This is a genomic window from Sphingobacterium sp. UGAL515B_05 (genome assembly GCF_033097525.1).
In the GTDB taxonomy this organism is placed as follows: Bacteria; Bacteroidota; Bacteroidia; order Sphingobacteriales; family Sphingobacteriaceae; genus Sphingobacterium.
In genome coordinates this window covers 5280760-5301767 of the sequence record NZ_CP109907.1, presented here as the reverse complement: position 1 = coordinate 5301767, position 21008 = coordinate 5280760, and the positions used below count along the sequence as shown (strand labels likewise).

Sequence of the window (21008 nt, the reverse complement as noted above, 5' to 3'; positions counted from 1 at the left end):
TATGGCGACAGATATTTATAAAGACACAATTTACATCCCTTTAGCGAATGTTGAAAGCGAACATTGTGCCTCAATTGTCGAAAAGGGACTTGCTGACGTGAAGGGGTTGGCAAGTTATCATGTGGAATTGAACAATCATAGAGCAGCTATTATACCTCAAGATAGTGATGCTGTTGTTAACAGTATAAAGGCGATCAAAGATCTTGGCTATGGTGTTTCAACATTGACCAAAACATTTCCGGTTCTTGGGATGACTTGTGCTTCATGCGCCAGTAGTGCTGAAAGTATCGTGAAATATGAACTAGGAGTTGTCCATGCATCTGTGAATTTTGCGACGGGAAACCTTACCGTTGAGTATTTACCTAACGTCACTGATCAAATAAAAATACAAAAAGCAGTTCAAGCTGGTGGATATGATTTGTTAATTGAGGATGAATCTACACAGCGGGAAACTTTAGAGACAATTCACGCCGAGAAATTTCGTAAGCTTCAGACGAAAACTCGGTGGGCGGTATTACTATCGCTCCCCGTAGTGATCATTGGCATGTTCTTCATGCATATCCCTTATGCAAATCCTATCATGTGGCTTTTTTCAACTCCAGTAGTCCTATGGTTAGGTAAGGACTTTTTTGTCAATGCATGGAAGCAAGCCAAACACCGTTCTGCCAACATGGATACTCTTGTGGCATTAAGTACAGGTATAGCCTATATTTTTAGTCTTTTCAATATGCTCTTTGCTGAATTTTGGCATACGCGTGGGCTACATGCACATGTATATTTTGAGGCGGCCTCAGTCGTCATTGCATTTATTCTGTTGGGTAAATTACTGGAAGAAAAGGCTAAAGGAAACACTTCATCGGCTATAAAAAAGCTTATGGGCTTGCAGCCTAAGACGGTAATAGTGGTAGAGCCGGATGGGCGTACATCTAAAGTACCAATAGAGGCTGTGCATACAGGAGACACAATCCTGGTGAAACCCGGCGAAAAGATTGCCGTCGATGGTGTTGTCAGCAGTGGAAACTCTTATGTTGATGAAAGTATGTTAAGTGGGGAACCGGTACCGGTTTTGAAACTGGAACATGAAAAGGTGTTTGCCGGAACTATCAATCAGAAGGGCAGCTTCCAATTCAAAGCAACAAAAATCGGAAAGGAAACAATGCTTGCACAGATTATAAAAATGGTGCAGGATGCGCAGGGCAGTAAGGCTCCTGTGCAAAAACTCGTGGATCGCATTGCAGGTATATTCGTTCCTATTGTAATTGGTGTCGCTATATTAACTTTTCTACTGTGGCTTACTTTAGGCGGAGAAAACCATCTGGTTCAAGGGGTATTGGCAGCGGTAACAGTTTTGGTTATTGCCTGTCCTTGTGCGCTGGGATTGGCTACTCCGACGGCTATTATGGTCGGCGTCGGCAAAGGGGCCGAACAGGGTATTTTAATTAAGGATGCGGAGAGTCTGGAGTTGGCTAAAAAGGTGAATGCAGTTGTTTTGGATAAAACCGGTACCATTACAGAGGGAAGACCGGTTGTTACCGACGTGCAGTGGAGCGATGACAGTGATCATTTGAAAGGCATCCTATTAAGTATGGAAAAGCAATCTGAACACCCGCTGGCCGATGCAGTTGTCGGATATCTCAATAAGGTAAATGATGCAAAAATATCTTCCATTGAAAGTATTACTGGTAAAGGTGTAAAAGCAAGGGAAGGGTCAGAAACCTATTTCGTTGGTAATTGGAGGTTATTGGACGAAAATGACATTGAGATCAAGGCCGAGTTGAGGGCATATGCCACCCAATGGGAAAAGCAATCAAAAACAGTGATCTGGTTTGCCAATCATCATACTGCATTAGCAGTAATTGCCATCGCAGATCGAATCAAAGAGAGTTCTGTGCGCGCCATCAAGGAGATGCAGGCAATGGGAATCGAATTGTACATGCTGACCGGTGATAACGAATCTACCGCCAATGCTATCGCGGCACAGACAGGTCTTAAACATTATAAAGCCGAAGTATTACCACAGCATAAAGCAGATTTTGTCAGAGAATTACAGAAAAAAGGGAAAATTGTGGCTATGGTTGGAGACGGTATTAATGACAGCACCGCTTTAGCAACCGCGGATGTTAGTATTGCTATGGGAAAAGGAAGTGATATTGCAATGGATGTAGCGAAAATGACAATTATTTCTTCGGATTTGACAAAAATTCCACAGGCTATTCGCTTGTCTAAGCAAACAGTAGCGACGATCAAACAAAACTTGTTTTGGGCCTTTATCTATAACTTAATAGGTATTCCTTTGGCCGCTGGTATACTCTATCCAATTAACGGTTTCCTTTTGAATCCAATGATTGCCGGAGCCGCAATGGCCCTAAGCAGTGTAAGTGTGGTTAGTAATAGCTTGCGCCTTAAATGGAAAAAATAACCACCGGATATCAACCTGGGAATGCATTCTGCTTCCGGTAAATAGTGCAAAACAAAATAGGAAAACTGTAAACATAACGGTTAAATAAACGTGAAATTTGTATAGGTAAAGAGATAAATAATAGATTGATAACATTAAAATAAAAATAACATGGAAAGCAAAGAACTTCAATTTAAAACAAACCTTAATTGCAGCGGATGTGTGTCAAAGGTAAGTGCTGATCTGGACAATTTGGATGGTATCTGCGAATGGAGTGTTGATACCTCAGTAGCAGATAAGATTCTGACGGTAAAATCTGAAGGAATTTCCGAAGAAGAAATTATCGGCATTATCAAAAGGAAGGGCTTTAATGCAGCATCCTACTCCGCTTAATTTTTTCAATAAATCAACAGAAGCCCCATAATATGGGGCGTTTTTGTTTTTGGTTATGAGTTAGCTATCAATCAAACCTAATATACATACGACTAAAATTAATGATCATCTTAGAAAACTGATGTATGATATCCTGCCCGATGTTTCCATAAACAGTTTCATCTTTAATTTTAGATTTTAAAACGCTTATATTTTCAAGGAAGATCGATTTATGACCAATTATGAAGGTATGATCTATTATAAAGCCTTCATGCTCGATTCTTCCACCGGCTCCGCCCATTGCAATTGTTTTTGGATTATATTTTCTTTCGATCTCCCGCTTATAGGTTTTGTAAAATGATTCATATAAGATCGTTTTCTCCGCTCCGGTATCAAATGCATAATGTTTCCCTTCAATGGAAAGTAAAGGTGATAATCCATCAATTGCAAGATTTGAGTTTTGTGAAGAAGCTGTCTCTTTTTGCGGTACAATGAAAAGATCATCCTGGGTCAGCTGTATTTCGTGAAGCGCTTCAATGACTGGGAAACCTATTATCCCGTTGATTTGATAGTTGATTTGTGGAATACGGAGTGCACTGTCGGGAAAGACAAGGAATACTGCGTCAGAAACAGTGATATGACCAAATTTCAAGGCCTTGCAAACAGCTAGATCCGCTTTGATTGATATACCAGTGATCGCATCCACATCAATGCTTGCGGGGATAATAGCCATATTGAGACGTTTGGCCGTAGATTCCGAAACTGTCGATAGATTGGCCCCTGTATCAAATATAAACTGTGCGGTATGGCCGTTCACGGTTATCTTTAGATTTTTTAGACCTGCAGCATCCTTTGTCATTTTAAGTCGGCTGTCGCCAGTGATTGATACAACCTGAGCTGGAACATGCGCGAGGGCGGACCATATTTTAAGGTTGTTTCTTAGATCTTCCTTTTCGTCAGCAGTTAGCAATCGATCAAATCGAAGGAGCACGTTTTCGGCAGTCCTTTTCGCTCCGGCGTAATCTTTCAGTTTGACAAAATTGTCCTCCTGGATACGAAGAACCTTTAACAGTAGTGTATCTGGTAGTTCGTTTTTGTTCATTTTGAGGGAAGCTATCTCTTTGTTTGAATCCCGGGGTTTATTGAAGGCGTTGGCTAGGACCGCAGCGATGATCTTTTTTTGGTATGTTTCTTTAAAAGCTGTTTTGTTGGTGGCATACCTATCACGGGCTGTAAAGAAATCCTTTTGGATTATCAACTGATAAATTGTGTTGAAGCTGGAGTCTACATTTTGAGCAGCGCTAAGTTGCACACATAGCAGCAATACTGAGGTCGTAACGTAAAATTTAAAACAAATGTTTAAATGATTCATAATGCGTAAAATAAAATGCGCTAACGAGAAAAACGAAGAAGTCGCTTGTACTCTCGGATAATTAAGGTTAATTTAGCTAAAATAGTTTGTAGATTTTTCCAAATATCAATACGGTCAAGAGGTTTATCTAAGTCTACATGATTGGATGGATCTGCAAATTTTATTATTTTAATGAAACAAGAAACGATGAATTTAAAGTTTAATAGCCGTTCCATGCTGTTTGGTTTGACAGTACTATCTGCCAGCCTTTTATTCGCTTGCCAAAACAGCAGAACCAAGAGCGAAGCTAAGGTTGAAAAATTGCAGGATACAACTGAATCCGCTGTTCCTACGACAGCAACAGATGTGTCATTTAAAGATAAATCCGGTAATGTTGTTCAATTGAATGATTTAAAAGGTAAAGTGGTGTTTATCAATTTTTGGGCGACATGGTGTCCTCCATGTATACACGAATTACCTTCTATCGATCAGCTTAGGCAGTCGCTTAAAGACAATAAGGATATTGTTTTTCTGATGGTTGATGTTGATGGAGACATCGATAAGTCTTCTGCTTTCATGGCGGAGAACAAATATGATCTACCTTTATATGTTCCGGCAGGTGATATTCCTCCAACTTTCCTTGGGCAGTCAATTCCGACAACCGTAATTTTGGATAAAAGTGGCAAGATTGTGGAACGCTTGGAAGGGAGTCGCGATTACGGGACACCGGAAATTAAAAAAGCATTGCAGGATCTTGCCAGTGGCAGCTAATGATTGTTGCATGAGCGCTAGAATTTGATAAGAAAAAGAGTAATCCCGCGTTGTTAAGGAAATTATCGCTATGTCGGAACATCAAGAACAGACTGCTGTCAGAACAACTTATTTTAGTATTGTAGGCAACGCATTGTTGGCTTTGTTGAAATGGTTAGCTGGTTTTTTTGGGAATTCTTATGCATTGATTGCTGACGCAATTGAGTCAACAGCCGATATTTTTTCTTCCTTTCTCGTGTTACTTGGTCTAAAATATGCGCAACGACCTGCCGACGATAACCATCCTTATGGTCACGGCAGGGTGGAACCCCTGATTACCTTTATTGTGGTTGGTTTTTTGATAGTGTCAGCGACCATAATAGCTTATGAAAGTGTTGAGAATATCGGAACGCCGCACGACTTACCAAAGCCATGGACGCTGTTTGTTTTGGGCGGCATCATTATTTGGAAAGAGATTTCTTACCGGATCGTGATGAAGAAAAGTAGAGAAACAAATAGTTCTTCATTACGAGCGGATGCCTGGCATCACCGTAGCGATGCTATCACATCTGTGGCGGCTTTTATTGGAATCTCCATTGCGCTATTGATGGGAAAGGGCTACGAAAATGCAGATGATTATGCTGCACTGTTCGCCGCAGGTTTTATACTCTACAACTGTTATCATATTTTCAGGCCGGCGCTAGGCGAAATCATGGATGAGAATGTGTATGAAGAAGTGATCGATAACATTCGTGAGCTTGCTTTACAGGTAGATGGAATCAAAGCTACTGAAAAATGTTATGTCCGCAAGTCGGGCGCAAAGTATCATGTTGACTTACATGCCATCGTCGATAGTGAAATCACAGTACGGGCGGGGCACGACTTGGCTCATAAGCTCAAAGATCATTTGATCAGGAATATACCTGATCTTGGTCATGTCATGATTCATATCGAACCCAATGAATGTCTTTGGAGTGTAACCTAAAATGGAGCACATCTTAGCAATAACAAGATGTGCTCCATTTTTTTAGACTGAAGTGTCTACAGCTTCCAGCATTTCAATTTGCCATTTAATCTGATCTGCTTTTATAGGGTAATCGCCTTGATTTCTTAGGCTTTCATAAATATCTTCAAACAGCTGATTGTAGTTTCCTTTGTGCGCTGTTATATCTGATTCCTTTCTCTGGTTAGAAGCATCGATAGTGACGAGTTTTCCTTTAGCACTAGCAGGTTCGATTCCATAAGATGGATTGTTGGGCAGCATGCCATCGATCAGTTGCTGCTCTTGCACATCGGTCATGTGCTTGATAAAACTCCCTTGTGTTCCATGCAGGACAAAGGCTGCCTGTGGGGATGCAACAAGCAGACTGCCTGTTAAGTAAACATTAAGGCCTTCGGGATAATATAAATGGTAATGAAAATAGTCTGCAACTTTTGAATCTGGTCTATTAATCGACGTTGTTTTGGCAAACTTGATAGGTTTTCCGAAGAGCGATATGGCCTGATCGATCAAGTGCGGACCAAGATCGTAGGTAATACCATTGGAAATATACTGTGCATCTTCCTTAAAATATTTTTGACCTAATTCCATTTTATATCGGTCAAATCTAAAATGCACTTCAATGAGCTTTCCTAATTCCTTACTGTCGATTACTTGTTTGATATCAAGGAAGTGACTGTCATATCTTCTATTTTGATAAAAAAATAGTTTCTTATTCTGTGCGCTACTGATGTCAAGCAGTTCGTCGAATTGTTTTGAATCATCAACTGCGGGCTTTTCAAGCAATACGTGCTTTCCGGCCTCCAAAGCCTCTTTGGCAAATTGGAAATGGGTATAATTTGGTGTGTTTACAATAACCAGCTCGATACTTTCATCCGCTAATAGTTCGCTGATGCTATCATAGCTCTTTACCGTCGGATAAAGTTTATGAGCTGTTTTGGTTGATCGTTCTACCACAGCGACAAGGTTGAAATGTGGATTTGTATGTATAAATGGTGCGTGAAAGACGCGACCTGACATGCCAAAACTGAGTATTCCGGTGTTAATTTGAGTGTTTTGCATATTGATTTGAAGTGTTTTGTAATTTTTATTAAATAATTTACACGATTTTAAGGGGAGTGCTCGAATTCATTTTTTTCTACTGCCCACTTAGTCAACTCGTTTTGAATGTAAATGTTTTATTTCATTATCAGTTGCCATGAGGCATTCAGAACACAACTGATAAAAGAGGGAATGTTCCAAAACTCCTGGGATTTGTTTAATATCCCTGTTCAAATGTTCAAGATCAGGTAGTGTATTGAAATAAATATCAGCTAGGAAATTGCCCCTGTCTGATGTAAGTGGACCAGATTTTTGTTTGGAATGGCGCAATACAATTTCGGATAGTTGCGGACCAAAGCTGGATTTTATTTTATTACATACAGAAAGCCAAGCTTCGGGTAGTATTTCTATACATAACGGATATGTTGTACTAAGCTCTTTGACCATCTTTGTCGCATCAACTAAGAGGATAAATTGATCTGCCATAGCTGCCATGATTTTTTCACTGCAATGTACCCCGCCACCACTTTTGAGCGCATTTAAATTTTGATCTACTTGGTCACAACTGTCAAAATAGTAGTCAAGCGCAGATAATGTATTACAATCAATGCAAATGAGTCCATGTGTATGAAGCAATATTTTGGTTTCCAAAGAAGGTGAAATAAATTTTAAATCGGATTTAAATTCGATTTCAGTAGCAATCAAATCGACGAAATGAGCTATTGTTGATCCAACACCCAGACCGATTACCTGATGCGGCTCCAACAAGTGAAGTGCGGCTCTAGCAACTTCTTGTTTTAGATTTCTCATAGCTTAGCATTTATAAAATCGTAATATTTGTTTTATGATAGGCCGTTAAAAGCATTTCTGAAGGATCTCTTTCCGTGATTAAATAATTGACATCCGTTGTAGGACAAATAACGAAAGGTTCTGTTGTTTCCAGTTTATTGCTTGTTGTGGCAGCTACGATGTTGCTGGCGTTTTTACATAGCGCCCTTTTGATGTATGTTTCTTCCAGCGTTCTAGCCGTAAGTCCATGTTGCAGATCCAGGCTACAGATACCAAGAAAGCAAATATCAGCATAAATTTCTTCAAATAGGGAGATAGCAGCCTTACCTTGCATGGTAAAAGAAGATTTACAGAAAATACCGCCTGCGAAGATCAGCTGAATATTTGGATGGTTAGAAAGTATATTTGCAATGGGAAGACTATGGGTAACCACAGTAAGTGCTAGTTCATCGGGTATATTTCCGGCAATAGCCTGTGTTGTTGTACCGCCATCAAAAAAAACCACCTGATTATCTCGCAACAATGTAATCGATTTTTCAGCTATCAGCTGCTTTTCCAAAATGTCGAGCTTGTTACGGTTATATATGTCGAAAGGTATGTTTGATCGAACAGTGGCTCCACCTCGGATTGCGCGTAGCAGACCAGCATCAGAGAGTTCTTTCAGATCCCGTCGCACGGTGTGCTCAGAGACCTTGAGTTCTGTTGCCAAGTCGATCATTGCGAGCTTTCGTTCCTTTTTAATCTTCGATAATATAAAATCGTGACGTTCTTCCTTTGAAATCATGCTATCTTTTTTGTAAATTATGTTACAAACATAGGGTATTTTTGATATATGTTGTAATAAATAATTCATAATACCTGTATTTTATGCAAAATATTGCAACATTTTGTACGAGTGTATATTTTAAATACTAAATATTTTAAAAGTTAAATAAATTCAGTCTGACTGGTCTTTTAGTTGATCTTATATGAATTTGATGCGATGCGAGATACTTTGCTAGCCCTGTATTATTAGCTCCATTGCGACGTTGGGATACCCCATTTTTATTAATTGCGTGATATTACTAGCTTTAAATTGAATGATATCGTCTTTTTTAATAAAGGAAGATGCTGAATTCTGTGAAATATATACAAGAATCAAAATCGAACTACCAGTCTTAATAATGTACACATTGCTGATCGTAAAGTGTCGAATAGGGGTGTTTGTTACTATATCCTTTATTTCTTTCCATTCGCTGTCGGATTGTAATTGGCCGCCGGCCAATTCCACGAAATTGTTTTTAATAATATGAATGGGCTCCTTGATCATTACAGCTTCAAAAATTAATACAACCAATGCATCTCCAATAAACTGCAGGAAACGCAGTGATGGTATGATTTTTCCTAAGTAAAGCATCAATAGTAAAGATCCGCCCCCAAAGAAAAAGAGATACCCATCTATCATGGCCGCTTTCGTATCAGTAGCTAGCATAGTGCTGGTATTTTCGATTTTCTTGTTTGAGCTTTTGTAGTATATTGCTAATCCAAAGCTTAACACAACTGAAATAACGATCATAGGCAAAATTGGATCGGTGTTTACCACAAGTGTTTTTCCTTTAAGAAAGTAAACATATATTTTCATGCTATTTTCCCAGAGTGCAGCGATTAGTATTCCAAGAATTAAAATACCTTTTACTAATGCATATAATGATTCATAAATAAATTGTCCCCATGGAAATGTCGCTGTTTTCTTACTGCGTATTTTTACAACATAGAATCCAATAAAACTGGCAAAGGAATTCACCATATTGTAATTTGCATCCAACAGCATTGCTTCTGAGTTGGACGAATAATAGGTATACCAGCCTGACAATCCCAGAACTAAATAAATAAATGCACCAACTAATAGAGCTTTACGTTCAATATTTCCCTGTCTATTCATATATGTCTTTAGCTAAATAAAGATGACTGCTGGCCTTCCTTCCGAATTTAGACTGGTTAAATCTAAATAACCTCACCTAACAGCTACTAAGGTAGATCAAAGTATCATGAATTCAGTTTTAAAGATTATTAAGAAAGTTTTTGATATTATTAAATTTTGATCAATGAGGGAACAACGTTGCTATAATCAGCTGATTGACTCTGTTTGCAGCCCTTTACTTCGATGAATTTCTGGGTTTGTCAGTAAAAAATCGGAGAGTTTTTAAGATAGTTATTAATACGAAAAGCAATTGAATAATTAAGAAAACAAAAATCTGATTTTTTAAATTTAATTTTGTTATATCATTATTACGGTAGCAATCTTAACTGTTTGATCTAACTTATCCAGTCCCGGTTTCCAAGAATCCGTCAAGTTCCTCCGGGGCTGGTAAGTTTCTCAAAAAAAGAAGCCAATTCATTCTGCCGCGACAAAGGTGCGCTATTTACTGCTCTTACAGCCCGTCATCGTATTGGGCCGTCTTTACTTTATATGTTCCAATGTCAAGGATATTGCTAATAAAAGGTTTAAAAGGAGGTGTCATTGTTATGAATCAACCCAAGCTAAACTTACTTTCTGATCTATTAATGGAAGTGCTGCGAAAAGTTATAGGAGGAAAATTAGTATCAATCTTGCTAAAATTAAAAAAGGCAGATCATTTGATCTGCCTTTTTGGGTAAGTAATCGGGCTCGAACCGACGACCCCTAGAACCACAATCTAGTGCTCTAACCAACTGAGCTATACCTACCGTGATTTTGATGATACAAAAGTACGATTAAACCCTATTCCCTCCAAATATTTCACTCAAAAAAAAGGGGCTTTAAGGTCAACTAGGTGAAGATTAGTTTATTAAATTTTAATAAAAAACCTGAACCGTGCATCAAATTCAGTATTCAAAGTCGTTTAGGTGGTACAAATGCTATTCTAGGTTGTCAATAGCAAACAAAAAAGGCGGTTTCTTTTTAAAAAAACCGCCTTTTTTCGTTAAGGAGATAATATTAGATCATCTCTACACTTCTCTTTACAAAAGATGTCAAATCTGCTCCCGATAATAATCCTCTGGATAGAAGTGCCAAGTCAAATGCTTGTTTAGCCAGTTTTGATCCTTCTTCTTCTGAAGATGATAAAATCCGTTTGATCAGTGGGTGATTTCCATTAACGGTAACTTTGTAATTGTCCGGCAATGAGCCATAAAAGTTCATACCACCGCCCGTTTTCGCCATATCTTTCATACGACGCATAAATTCGTCAATTGTTACGGATACGGGTAAATCAGCTTCCTGGAGCGCATCAACTTCAACCTTCATGTCCTGACGGGAAATTGCTTTTTCAAAAACTGCCAAAGCTTTTTTAGATTCTTCCTCAGAAAGAGAGAGCGCTACCTTTTCATCCTTTTGAATCAATTTATCAATTACGTCTGCATCTACACGCTTCAATTGTACTTTTTCGCCGCCTTTTTGTTCTAGATAAGCAGCAAAGTGAGTATCAAGAGGCCCATCAAGCATCAATACATCATAACCTTTATTTAAAGCCGTCTGTATAAAGCCATCTTGTTGGGCTGCATCATGGGTGTATAAGTAGACAACGTTTCCATCTTTATCTGCTTGAATATCTTTAACTTTCTCGCAGTATTCTTTGATGGTGAAGCTTTCGTTATTTGTGTTTTTTACCAAACAAAAATCGTTTGCTTTTTCCGCAAATTTCTCATCGCTCAGCATGCCATATTTGATAAATAAACCGATATCGTTCCATTTTTCTTCAAAGCCTTTGCGGTCAGTTTTGAAGATTTCGTTCAGTTTGTCGGCAACTTTCTTCGTGATATAGCTGTTGATTTTCTTGACGTTACTATCTGCTTGCAAGAATGAACGTGATACATTCAATGGGATATCCGGTGAATCAATGACGCCATGGAGGAGCATTAAGAATTCTGGAACAATATCTTTGACTTCGTCTGTGATAAATACTTGTCTCGAATATAACTTGATTTTATTACGTTGGATCTCAAGTTCGTTTTTAACCTTAGGGAAGTAAAGGATACCTGTCAGATTGAATGGGTAATCTACATTGAGGTGAATCCAAAACAAGGGTTCATCCATTGAATAGGGATAAAGCTCACGATAGAATGCCAGGTAATCTTCGTCTTTTAATTCAGACGGTGATTTTGTCCAGGCAGGATTCGTATTATTGATAATATTATCAACCTCTACGGACTTGTATTTTGGTTTTCCTTCTTCGTCTTCACCATCAGGTTCCGAGTTGGTTTTTGTCCCAAAACGAATGGATACAGGCAGGAATTTTGCATATTTATCTAAGATGTCCTGTAAACGAGCCTGACTCAAGAATTCAGTTGATTCTTCGTTAATATGTAGGATTACATCTGTACCACGTGTTGTTCTTGTACCCGTTGAGATTTCGTATGAGGTACTACCGTCACAGGTCCAATGCGCAGGCTCTGCACCATCCTGGTAAGATAGTGACTGAATTTCTACGGTATCTGCTACCATAAAGGCAGAATAGAAGCCTAATCCAAAACGGCCGATGATTTCATTTGCATCATTTGCCTCTTTGAATTTCTCCATGAACTCTGTTGCTCCAGAGAATGCGATTTGGTTGATGTATTTTTTTATCTCGTCGGCTGTCATACCAATACCATTATCGGAAATCGTGATGGTCTTAGCAGCTTCATCGAATTTTACGTCTACAATCAATTCGCCTATTTCTCCATTGTATTGTCCTAATGAAGCTAAGCGTTTGATTTTCTGAGAAGCATCAACTGCATTAGATACCAGTTCGCGCAAGAAAATTTCATTATCAGAGTATAAGAATTTTTTGATTACGGGAAATATGTTCTCCGTGTGGATTGAGATACTACCTTTTTCTGGATTCATAATTTTTATGTCGATATTTTTAATTTTATGATTTGTTAAAAATACACAATCGGTGTTCCAAACCGCTGTTGTAGGACAGGATGGCAGAAATACGTCTATTTTGTCATTGACTTGTAATGTGGGTTTAGTCCCCCCGGATCAAATCTGTCAGCGTAATGCAGAATAGTTTGCGTTAGTTTAATCCTGGGCTCTGTGGAAAATTGGCAACATGCGCATATTTTGGGCCAAGACCGATAATGGCATCTTTCCATAATAGTTCGCCATTTCCTTCAAAAATCAGCTGATGGTGGTATTTATTCTGAACCGCCCAGCTATTTTCTTTAATTTCGCCGTCTAGCTGACCTGGGGACCAACCGGAATAACCGATAAAAAATTTCAATTCATCCTGTTTAATGCGATCTGATTGAATGGCGTCAATCAGTTTCTCCTCATCGCCGCCAAAGTAGATGCCTGGTGCAACCTCTTCACCACTTAACAGAAGGTCAAATCGGCTATGGACAAAGAAAAGACTTTCCTGTGCTACAGGCCCTCCGAGATAGATCGGAAAGTTACAATGAGGGATAGATTCCAGCAGTTGACCGATACGTACATTAGTTTGATTGTTCAGGACAAAACCCAAAGCTCCCTCCGTATTGTAATCACATAATAATATGACGGATCTCAAAAATCTAGGATCAAGCATAAAAGGTTCGGAAATCAGCAAACTTCCTTTCTGTGGGTCTAGTTCGGTAAACATATAGCGCGAATTTTAATTATTTATTGAATTTAATCTTTTTTATTTAATCTATGCGAGATTTGTGCCAAAATTGGCATTTTATCAATTTCTACTAACTTTATAGAGAAAAAGCAATGATTTTAGTAAGTTTGTAGGATATAAAAGTAGGTTTCTATGTCCATTCAACATAAAGATATTGCAGCAATCAGACAGGATTATGTATTGGGTAGTCTATCTGAATCAGATGTGGATCACGATCCAATCGAGCAGTTTAAAAATTGGTTTGATGCGGCTGTCCACAGCGAAGTGAATGAGCCCAACGCTATGGTGCTTTCCACCGTATCTTCTCATCATTTACCTTCTTCAAGAATTGTTTTATTGAAAGATATTGCGGAAGAGGGACTTGTATTTTTTACAAACTACCTTAGTCGTAAAGGGGAAGAGATGAAAGCAAATCCACATGCGGCATTATTATTTTTCTGGCCTGAATTACAGCGGCAGGTACGGATAGAAGGTGTCGTAGAGTTTGTTAACGCAGCCGATTCCGACGAATATTTCCAGTCGCGTCCCAAAGCGAGCCGTATTGGTGCACTGGCATCCCCACAAAGTCATGAAATTCCAAACCGAAGTTTTTTGGAGAGGAGGGTTGAAGCATTAGAGCGTCAATATGAGGGAGACGAGTTTGTCCCTAGGCCGGACCATTGGGGCGGTTATATTTTGAAACCTATCTACTTTGAATTTTGGCAAGGACGTGCAAGTCGATTGCATGATCGCATGGTCTATAAAAAGGTGTCAGATTCTTGGAAAATCACGCGTATAGCTCCTTAATATGACATTTGACGAAATAAAATCCACCCTTGTTTCCATATTTGGAGACCAAGTTATCCGCAAAGAAGATCATACGGGCTTACAACCAGCCCTTTTTATCGATAAAGCGGATATTGTAGCAGTCTGTTTATTCCTAAGGGATACAGAAGGTTTGTATTTTGATTTTCTAAGTAACCTTACAGCAGTAGATTATGAGGAGCATTTTACCATTGTATATCATTTAAATTCATTGCCCTACCAACAGACGATTGTGCTAAAAGTTGAACTTTCGGGTAACCGTGCTTTAGATGAGTTGCCTGAGATTCCTTCAGTAGCCTCTGTGTGGCGGACTGCAGACTGGCATGAAAGGGAAGCTTTCGATTTGATGGGGATCTTTTTTGAGGGGCATCCCGATCTTAGACGAATTTTACTGCCTGACGATTGGGACGGTTATCCTTTGCGGAAAGATTATCAGGAGGCTGAAAAATATCATGGTATTACGATTAATTGATAGAAATGGCGAATCCAAAATATAAAGAGGCTTTGGTGCGTTACGAGAAACACCTGACGGAAATATCGAGTCAGGAAATGGTGTTGAATATGGGGCCTCAACATCCTTCAACCCATGGTGTTCTTCGGTTGCAATTAATTACTGATGGAGAGATCGTTAAAGAGGTTGTTCCTCATTTAGGGTATCTCCATCGCTGTTTTGACAAGCATGCTGAATCATTGAATTATGCCAAGACAATCCCTTTCACCGATCGGCTGGACTATTTGGCGTCGATGAACAACAGTCATGCCTTCGTTATGGGGGTTGAACGCATGCTCGGTCTTGATCGTAAAATTCCCAAAAGAGTAGAGTATATTCGTGTTTTAGTCTGTGAACTCAATCGTATTGCCTCACATCTAATCGCTATTGGGACATATGGCATTGATATTGGTGCGACAACACCTTTTCTTTGGTGTTTTCGGGACCGTGAACACATTATGAATATGCTGGAATGGGCTTCCGGCTCTAGGATGTTGTACAATTACATTTGGGTAGGAGGTTTGTTTTATGACCTTCCTGTTGGGTTTGAGGCCCGTTGTGCGGAGTTTATTAGCTATTTTAAGCCCAAATTGGTGGAACTGGATGAGATCCTGACCCAAAATCAGATATTTATTTCCCGAACAGCAAATATAGGCGTGTTGCCTGCAGATGTCGCCATCAATTATGGGGTATCGGGCCCTATGTTGCGCGCTTCGGGTATAAAATGGGATTTGCGACGAATTGATGGTTACTCTGTTTACCCCGAAATCGATTTTGAAATACCCGTTGGAAAAGGAGAGATGGGGGCACTCGGTGATTGCTGGGACAGGTTTAAAGTAAGGGTAGATGAGGTCAAAGAATCCGTACACATTGTAGAACAATGTCTTGAACGATTGCAGAAAGATTTTCAGCGCAGTCCAGAATTTGATCCCCGGGCATTAGTTCCGAAGAAAGTGAATTTGAAGGCACAGGATTATTATGTACGTGCAGAAAACCCGAAGGGCGAATTAGGGTTTTACTTTGTCACTAAAGAGAAGTCGGATATTCCATTGCGCGTGAAGTCCCGTGGACCAAGTTTTAACAATCTCTCGGTAATTTCTGAACTCGGCAAAGGTGTCTTAATTGCCGATCTCATTGCGATCCTTGGGTCTATTGATATTGTTTTGGGAGAGGTTGATCGCTAAATTGCGGTAGTCTGCGTGTTTTATAAACGATTTAGCAAAATAGAATAGATACTGTATTGAAAATGTTGCAAAAAAACGCAGATAAATTTGTAATTGCAAGCAATTTTCTCCATATTTGCAGTCTCATAATTTAAGTTTATAATTGGTTAATGAAAGCTCGTTACTCCCAAAGTAACGGGCTTTTCTTTTTTGATGTACAATCAAATAATTGTCTGTCTGTTGATGTGAGCTTGAAGGAGTTACTGTTTTTTTACTGTAGTATTGCTGTTTTACCTGTAGATTTCACGGATTTCCTGTATTAGAATTTAACGTAAATGATTACCTTTACAGGTCTTAAATATAAAAAAGTGACGGATAGTTTAGTTATCATTCCAACATATAATGAAAAGGAAAATATAGAAAAAATCATTCGCAAAGTTTTTTCCTTATCACACGCATTCGATATTTTAATCGTCGACGATGGCTCGCCGGATGGGACAGCCACCATTATCAAGAGTTTACAATCCAATGAGTTTACCGGTCGTTTATTTATTGAAGAGCGTAGTGGAAAACTAGGCTTAGGTACGGCTTATATCCACGGGTTTAAATGGGCCCTTGCCCGGGAGCATTACCACTATATTTTCGAAATGGATGCAGACTTTAGCCACAATCCGGAAGATTTACTTCGCTTGCGACAAGCCTGTTTGGACGGTGCGGACATGAGTATTGGTTCACGTTATATCAAAGGTGTCAATGTGGTTAATTGGCCGATGAGCAGGGTTTTGATGTCCTATTTTGCTTCGGTATATGTTCGGTTTATCACAGGGATAAATATTCAGGATGCGACCGCAGGATTTGTTTGTTTCACGAGAGAAGTATTGAAGACAATTCCGTTGGATAAAATTAAGTTTGTCGGATATGCTTTCCAGATAGAGATGAAATTTACAGCCATAAAATATGGTTTTAATGTAGTTGAAGTACCGATTATATTTACAGATCGGACAGAAGGTACTTCCAAAATGAGTACAAGTATTTTTAAGGAAGCTTTTTTGGGGGTTATTCAACTGAAGTTGGGAAGTATCGGAAAAAGCTATAAAAGAAATTAAAGGTAGTGATCATGAACGAGAATTTAGATCCAAATCCAGAGCGCCTGAGCAATACAGATCGTGATATCGAACGTGCATTGCGACCTCAGGCTTTTGAAGACTTTACAGGACAATCCAAAATATTGGAGAACCTAAATATTTTTGTCAAAGCGGCGAGGCTAAGAGGTGAGGCTTTAGATCACGTTTTACTCCACGGCCCTCCTGGTCTGGGAAAGACAACCTTATCACATATTATTGCCAATGAAATGGGAGTTGGCATAAAAATTACTTCGGGCCCGGTTTTGGATAAACCAGGTGACTTAGCGGGCTTATTGACAAATCTGGAAGAAGGCGATGTGTTGTTTATTGACGAGATTCATCGTTTGAGCCCCCTAGTGGAAGAGTATCTTTATTCAGCGATGGAAGATTTCAAGATTGACATCATGCTGGAGACAGGGCCGAATGCACGCTCTGTTCAGATCTCTTTAAATCCCTTCACACTGATCGGCGCTACCACTCGTTCGGGGCTCTTAACTGCACCTTTGCGCGCGCGCTTTGGCATTAATTCGCGCTTGCAGTACTATGATGCCAAATTATTAACGACGATTGTACTGCGTTCCGCCCATATCTTAAATACCCCCATATCTGATGAAGGTGCTTATGAAATAGCGCGAAGAAGCAGGGGAACTCCCCGTATTGCAAATGCTCTGCTACGTCGTACCCGCGATTTTGCACAGATAAAAGGTAATGGAAGTATCGATCAGGAGATTGCAAAGTATGCTTTGCATGCACTTAATGTAGATGAAAATGGTTTGGATGAGATGGATAATAAAATCTTGACCACAATTATTGACAAATTCAAAGGTGGGCCGGTTGGATTAAAAACCGTGGCAACGGCTGTTGGCGAAGATGAAGGTACTATTGAGGAAGTCTATGAGCCATTTCTGATTCAGGAGGGATATCTTATGCGTACCTCGAGAGGACGTGAGTGTACAGAAGCTGCTTACAAGCACTTGGGACGGGTAAACCAATCCAAGGGAAACACATTGTTTTAAGCGCCGTAACCGCGCTGATTGATAATTTTATTGGTCCGGCTCATCAATGCTGGGCTAGGTTTTGTTCGTTGAAAATGGGTAATTTGTGCCTGCAGCTCTTCGTTTATCCAGACGTGTTTTTTACTTAGGTTATTCAATATATCCAGGCAATTAACCAGCACTGCGACAGGGCATTGCTCATTGATCATCCATTGAAATACATGTTCAATAATATCTTCCTCAGTTTGATGTTCGATCCTGTATTCCTTATTTTTTTGGGAAGTTAAAAATAGCAGTATTTTGCTGTAACTCCTAAGACAGCTCCAGTTGTTTTGAATTTTTATATTGTCAAAAAATTGTTGGAGTACATTTTTGAGTAAACTCGTGTCTTTTAAAACGATCGTTTCGAATACCCATGCCGCACGAAAGGAAATTTTTTTATCTTTCTCTAAGGAAATATTCAATAGATCTGCAAGGGTAATATCTTGAAGATTTTCCAAAGAAAAATCCGTTACCTCGAGTGATCTCAAGGTAACGGATAAAAATGCTAATTTTTCTTTATAGGTCATTTAGCTCTTATTTTTGCGGTTTTTCTCTATTCATTTCGGTCATGTCAACTTCATTCATTTTGGAGTCGCCCAATAAATATTGACTAAAATAATCGCCCATTTTCCAGAAGAAATATTCTGTCATATCACCAAAACCATGTCTCTGACCTGGTAATAATAAGAAATCAAATCTTTTGTTGGCTTTAATCAAGGCGTCTACCATTCGAATGGAATTCGCTGGATGCACATTATTGTCGATGTCACCGGTGGCAATCAATAATCTTCCTTTCAGGTTTTTGGCAAGTTCTGTGTTTTTGTTGATCTGGTACGAGAATGTCGTGTCGCCTTTTGCAGAAACTTTTTCCGTCACGCCATGGTGACGCTCACTCCACCAGCGGTTGTAGATTTGATTTTCATGGTTTCCAGCACCAGATACAGCAACTTTAAAGAAGTCGGGATAAACCAGCATCGCAGCTGTGGACATAAAACCGCCGCCGGAGTGTCCAGTGATTCCTACCCGGTTAATGTCAATAAATTTATAGCGATCTGCAAGTTGTTCTGCTGCTACCTTTTTATCCTCCAATCCATAATCGCGCAGGTTGCCGTAGCCAAAGGTGTGATACCATTGGGACCGCGATGGATGGCCGCCACGATTTCCAACAGTAATAACGACAAAGCCGAATTGCGCCAGTCTATCAATTCTGTCCATACTTCTTCCAAAGGATTTATTAACAGCTTCGGTCTGAGGTCCAGGATACACATATTCAACAATAGGATAGGTTTTGGTACTGTCAAAGTCAAAAGGTTTGTACATAACACCATAAAGATCTGTGGTGCCATCACCAGCTTTTACTTTAAATGGTTCTGGGAATTTATATCCCGCAGCGAACAATAAGGAAAGGTCTGCTTTCTCCAATGTCATTACCTTCTGTCCTTTGCTGCTGTATAATACAGATTCTGGAGTAGTATTTACCCGGGAGGAATTATTTACAAAATAGTTGGAGGATTCGCTCATTTCTACCTGATGATCGAAGTTTCCAGCATTTAACAGTTTGATTCCCGTACCGTTTGTATTGACACTGTACTGATGTAAATAGTATGGATCTTCATTTTTCTCCCGGCCTGAGGCTGTAAAAAATAGCGTACCAGTTGCTGTATCGAAGCCGTTGATTTCCTCGCCGTGAAAACTTCCTTTTGTAATCTGATTGATCAGCTTGCCATTTGTGTCGTATAGGTAATAGTGTCCCCAGCCATCTCTCTCGGACCAGTGGACCAGCTGTTTCTTGTTTTCAATCAACAAAGGTTTTTGTGCATCCAGATACACATTGGAGCGTTCTTGAATGATGCTGTTAACTGTGCCTTTTACATTGATTTTTAAGAGGTCTATCCGTTTCAGGTCGCGGCTGGAGCGTGAAATATAGAACTCTTCGTTGTTCCCTAGCCAATAATTGATAAAGTAATCTCCTTTATAGGAATTTTTGTCCGGAGTTTTGGTCCAAGTTGACAAGCTCTGGTTTTTAAATGCGGCGACATCAATTCGGCGCGGTGTTTTTGCAGTTGCATCAAAGATATACAATTCAGTCTCTGTTGAATCAACCTCACCCGGCATCTGATATTTATAGGTTTCAAGTGTTGGACGTGATGAGCCAACGTTATTGATAACCCATAAAGGTTTTAGAGATCTATTGTCTTTTCTTGTTAGTGTAAAGTAACGTCCATCTGGAGACCAGCTTACCCATATGCGTTTACGCTTGGTTTCATTTTCTTTATCTTTTTCGTCACCGCCGGTTGTTGTACTGTATTCGTCTCCACCCCAAGCATAATATTGTACGCCGTCTTTGGTAATCTCATGTTCGACGATTGTGCTGTCCTTCTCATTTTTTACAGCTTTTAGATAATTCGCCCTGTCCATCCAATACAAATTGTAATTTTTTGCAAAATAGACGGTACTAGTGTCCGGTGAGAAGCTGGCCCAGCTTAGTGGGGCTTTTACTTTTGTAGAATCACTGATTTCAAGGACTGATTTTGTTGCGAGATCGTATTCGAGATAGAATAGCTTCTTTTTAGTTGTATCTGATTTATTCTTAAGCTTCTGTATCTCATCCTTGGACTTGACGGTGTCTCGGGTGCTTTGTACCTGGAACCTTACTTTTTTCTCATCCTTGGTGAACCGAAGTCCCTGGAGTTCCAAATGTTGTGCATCGACAGGGTTTTTGACGATTTTTGTAATCTGGGCGGCAACATCATCATTGTTGAAAAGAAGCTCCTTTTTCTTTAACGATGGGGTGACGATATACCAATTTCTTCCTTGGGGGCTCGCATAGTCATACCAAAAACGATCTGAAAAATTGATCCAGTTTGGTTTGATGCTGGTTGAAAAAATCATTTTCTTCAATTTTTCCGGGGAGAATTTGGAAGCCAATTGATAATTTGGCCTTACAGGTGTTTCTTTAGCCTGTTGTGCGGAGCCTATAATGGGTAATAAGCTGGCTGCAAAGATAAAGTAGTACTTACGCATTAAATAAATAAAGATTATTTTTGTATAATAATGGTTTTGGATGTAAAAATATCGATAATTAG

At 39.5% G+C, this 21008-nt stretch carries 18 protein-coding genes and 1 tRNA gene; 9 read left to right on the top strand and 10 right to left on the bottom strand.

Features of this window, described 5'->3' with window-relative positions:
* The first annotated feature begins 1 nt into the window (after position 1).
* Positions 2-2419 carry a heavy metal translocating P-type ATPase gene (locus tag OK025_RS22135; RefSeq protein ID WP_317666892.1) on the top strand — a complete coding sequence of 806 codons (2418 nt, stop codon included), beginning with the start codon at positions 2-4 and terminating at the stop codon, positions 2417-2419.
* A 150-nt stretch (positions 2420-2569) separates the two neighbouring features.
* A complete protein-coding gene (locus tag OK025_RS22130) occupies positions 2570-2791 on the top strand; it encodes a cation transporter (RefSeq protein ID WP_317666891.1) in 222 nt (73 codons plus the stop codon).
* Between the two features lie 67 nt (positions 2792-2858).
* Here the strand turns inward: OK025_RS22130 and OK025_RS22125 are convergent, their stop codons facing one another.
* Positions 2859-4142, bottom strand: a complete 1284-nt coding sequence (locus OK025_RS22125; protein ID WP_317666890.1) for a retropepsin-like aspartic protease — start codon at positions 4140-4142, stop codon at positions 2859-2861.
* A gap of 186 nt (positions 4143-4328) precedes the next feature.
* On the opposite strand from OK025_RS22125, the gene OK025_RS22120 reads away from it, so the two are divergent.
* Positions 4329-4892 carry a TlpA disulfide reductase family protein gene (locus OK025_RS22120; protein WP_317666889.1) on the top strand — a complete coding sequence of 188 codons (564 nt, stop codon included), beginning with the start codon at positions 4329-4331 and terminating at the stop codon, positions 4890-4892.
* Positions 4893-4962: 70 nt separating this feature from the next.
* Complete coding sequence (locus OK025_RS22115; protein ID WP_317666888.1) at positions 4963-5856, top strand: cation diffusion facilitator family transporter; 894 nt, start codon at positions 4963-4965, stop codon at positions 5854-5856.
* Between the two features lie 42 nt (positions 5857-5898).
* On the opposite strand, the gene OK025_RS22110 is transcribed toward OK025_RS22115, so the two are convergent.
* The 7 genes from OK025_RS22110 to OK025_RS22080 all read right to left on the bottom strand — a co-directional run bounded on the left by OK025_RS22110 (position 5899) and on the right by OK025_RS22080 (position 13283).
* Complete coding sequence (locus tag OK025_RS22110; RefSeq protein ID WP_317666887.1) at positions 5899-6933, bottom strand: Gfo/Idh/MocA family oxidoreductase; 1035 nt, start codon at positions 6931-6933, stop codon at positions 5899-5901.
* Between the two features lie 87 nt (positions 6934-7020).
* The gene (gene rpiA, locus OK025_RS22105; protein ID WP_317666886.1) at positions 7021-7722 is read right to left on the bottom strand and encodes a ribose 5-phosphate isomerase A; all 702 of its coding nucleotides are present in this window, start codon (positions 7720-7722) and stop codon (positions 7021-7023) included.
* 10 nt (positions 7723-7732) lie between these two features.
* Complete coding sequence (locus OK025_RS22100) at positions 7733-8485, bottom strand: DeoR/GlpR family DNA-binding transcription regulator (protein ID WP_317666885.1); 753 nt, start codon at positions 8483-8485, stop codon at positions 7733-7735.
* A 213-nt stretch (positions 8486-8698) separates the two neighbouring features.
* Entirely contained in the window at positions 8699-9622 is a 924-nt protein-coding gene (locus tag OK025_RS22095) for a cation transporter (RefSeq protein WP_317666884.1), read from the bottom strand.
* Positions 9623-10333: 711 nt separating this feature from the next.
* Positions 10334-10407, bottom strand: a tRNA-His gene (locus OK025_RS22090).
* A 250-nt stretch (positions 10408-10657) separates the two neighbouring features.
* Positions 10658-12547, bottom strand: a complete 1890-nt coding sequence (gene htpG, locus OK025_RS22085; RefSeq protein ID WP_317666883.1) for a molecular chaperone HtpG — start codon at positions 12545-12547, stop codon at positions 10658-10660.
* Between the two features lie 172 nt (positions 12548-12719).
* A complete protein-coding gene (locus OK025_RS22080) occupies positions 12720-13283 on the bottom strand; it encodes a YqgE/AlgH family protein (protein ID WP_317666882.1) in 564 nt (187 codons plus the stop codon).
* A 153-nt stretch (positions 13284-13436) separates the two neighbouring features.
* Between OK025_RS22080 and pdxH the strand changes: the two genes are divergently transcribed.
* The 5 genes from pdxH to ruvB all read left to right on the top strand — a co-directional run bounded on the left by pdxH (position 13437) and on the right by ruvB (position 17901).
* Positions 13437-14090 carry a pyridoxamine 5'-phosphate oxidase gene (gene pdxH, locus OK025_RS22075; RefSeq protein WP_317666881.1) on the top strand — a complete coding sequence of 218 codons (654 nt, stop codon included), beginning with the start codon at positions 13437-13439 and terminating at the stop codon, positions 14088-14090.
* Between the two features lies 1 nt (position 14091).
* Positions 14092-14580 (top strand): NADH-quinone oxidoreductase subunit C, encoded by a 489-nt coding sequence (locus OK025_RS22070; RefSeq protein ID WP_317666880.1) that lies wholly within the window; start codon positions 14092-14094, stop codon positions 14578-14580.
* A gap of 5 nt (positions 14581-14585) precedes the next feature.
* Positions 14586-15782 carry an NADH-quinone oxidoreductase subunit D gene (locus tag OK025_RS22065; protein WP_411567678.1) on the top strand — a complete coding sequence of 399 codons (1197 nt, stop codon included), beginning with the start codon at positions 14586-14588 and terminating at the stop codon, positions 15780-15782.
* A 347-nt stretch (positions 15783-16129) separates the two neighbouring features.
* The gene (locus tag OK025_RS22060) at positions 16130-16867 is read left to right on the top strand and encodes a polyprenol monophosphomannose synthase (RefSeq protein ID WP_317669781.1); all 738 of its coding nucleotides are present in this window, start codon (positions 16130-16132) and stop codon (positions 16865-16867) included.
* An 11-nt stretch (positions 16868-16878) separates the two neighbouring features.
* Positions 16879-17901, top strand: coding sequence for a Holliday junction branch migration DNA helicase RuvB (ruvB, locus tag OK025_RS22055; protein ID WP_317666879.1), 1023 nt, complete (start codon positions 16879-16881; stop codon positions 17899-17901).
* On the opposite strand, the gene OK025_RS22050 is transcribed toward ruvB, so the two are convergent.
* Entirely contained in the window at positions 17898-18449 is a 552-nt protein-coding gene (locus OK025_RS22050) for a hypothetical protein (RefSeq protein WP_317666878.1), read from the bottom strand. The genes ruvB and OK025_RS22050 overlap by 4 nt on opposite strands.
* Positions 18450-18456: 7 nt before the next feature.
* Positions 18457-20946, bottom strand: coding sequence for a S9 family peptidase (locus tag OK025_RS22045; RefSeq protein ID WP_317666877.1), 2490 nt, complete (start codon positions 20944-20946; stop codon positions 18457-18459).
* Positions 20947-21008 lie beyond the last annotated feature (62 nt).